The organism is Hymenobacter agri (genome assembly GCF_054778495.1).
The window spans coordinates 1-1,638 of sequence record NZ_BAAGZM010000784.1 but is presented as its reverse complement, the minus strand read 5'-3'; the positions used below and the strand labels follow the sequence as shown (position 1 = coordinate 1,638).

Annotated in this window: 2 protein-coding genes; both read right to left on the bottom strand. The window is 63.2% G+C overall.

Translation table 11 applies throughout. The features are described from left to right. On the bottom strand, positions 1 to 765 hold a 765-nt coding region (locus ACYVDE_RS22090; protein ID WP_460503696.1), incomplete at its 3' end, for an alpha/beta hydrolase family protein. A 217-nt stretch (positions 766 to 982) separates the two neighbouring features. Next, the coding region (gene alr, locus ACYVDE_RS22085) for an alanine racemase (RefSeq protein WP_460503695.1) at positions 983 to 1,638 on the bottom strand (656 nt) is incomplete at its 5' end.

The window sequence follows — 1,638 nt, the reverse complement described above, 5'->3', positions numbered from 1 at the left end:
CGCCAGGTCGATTTCGGGCCGGGTACGCAGGTAGTTGAGGCCAGCCTGGGCATCACTCACCAGGTCGGCAGTGGTGGCGGCAGGCGTACCGCCCGACTTGCCCACGCCGCGGTCGTCGAAGCGCAGCACGGCAATGCCACGGCGCGTTAAGTAATCGGCCAGCTGACCCAGCGGGGCAAAATCGCCCACGGTGCCGTCGCGGTCGTGCGGGCCGCTGTCGCTGAGCAGTACCACCGCCGGAAACGGCCCCTGGCCGGCCGGAATGGTGAGCATGCCGGCAAGGCGGGCATTCACGGCAAGGTTGCTGAACGTGGCTTCTTCCTCACGATAGGGCGGGGTAAGGCGCACATTTTTGGCGTTGTAAGCCGGCTGCGCGGTAAACGTTAGCGTCATGGGCGTTTTGTAGCCCGGAGCCTGCCAAAAGCCGACCATTTCCTTGCCGCCGGGCATAATGCGCCCGATGAAACGACTGGCCGCTTCCTCGGCAAACAGGCGAATGGAGTCGCCTTTCACCTCGGCTTTCACGTTCATCCGGCTCACTTTCTGCAGCGGTACGTCGAGGGTGCAGAAATAGCCGTCGGTTAGCTTCATCAGGCGGAAGATGACTTCGAGCTGGCCGCCGGGCATTTTCAGCGGGCCTTTCCACAGACCATCGAGCGCGGGCGGGTCGGCATCTTGGGGTGCCGTGGCAGCCAGTGCGCCGTTAGCGCGGCCCGGCAGAGCAAACGTAAGCAGCAAGCCGCAGGCAAGCAGCAAACGAAACATGGGCAAGTAATTGATTTTCATGATAAAAAATAAACACAATGGCTTAGGGCGCAGCTTCAGCATAATGAAGACGGGCCAAGCCAACTGTAAAGTAGCAAAATAAATATCTTGCCAACATTAGGCATGCCGACAAAATCACAAAAAATACTTTGTTTTCAATTGCGGGCCCGGCCAGTATCGGTTGTGCCCAAGTACTCAGACCGCTACCACCGCCTGCTTATTCGCTCACGAATACCCGCTTCACCCGCTCGCTCACGTTGGTGAGCAGCTCGTAGGCAATGGTGCCGATGCGGGCCGCCAGCCCGGGCAGCGGTAGCCCTTCGCCAAACACCAGGGCCACATCGCCGGCCCGGGCCGCCGGAATATCCGTGACATCGACCATGCACATGTCCATGCACACCGAGCCCACGAGCGGCGCCGGCTGGCCGTGGATGAGCACCTTGCCCGCACCATTACCGAAACGCCGGTCGTAACCGTCGGCGTAGCCGATGGCCAGCGTGGCAATGCGGGGCTCGGTGGGGCTGGCAACGCCCCGGCCGCCGTAGCCCACGGTGTGGCCGGCGGGCAGGGTTTTAATCTGGGAAATGGTGGTGCGAAGCTGGCTCACGGGCCGCAGAGCGGTGGGGTCGGCGGTGTTGCTGGCGTCGACGCCGTAGAGGCCGATGCCGAGGCGCACCATGTCGAACTGCGCCTCCGGGAAGCGCAGAATGCCGGCCGAGTTGAGCGCATGCTTGAGCACCGAATGCCCGAGGGCGGCCTCAATGGCGGCCGCCATGCGGCGGAAAGCCGCCAGCTGGCTATGCGTAAACTCGTCGTGGGCGGGCTCGTCGGCGGCGGCCAGGTGCGTCATCAGGCTGGCTACGGGCAGGTGGG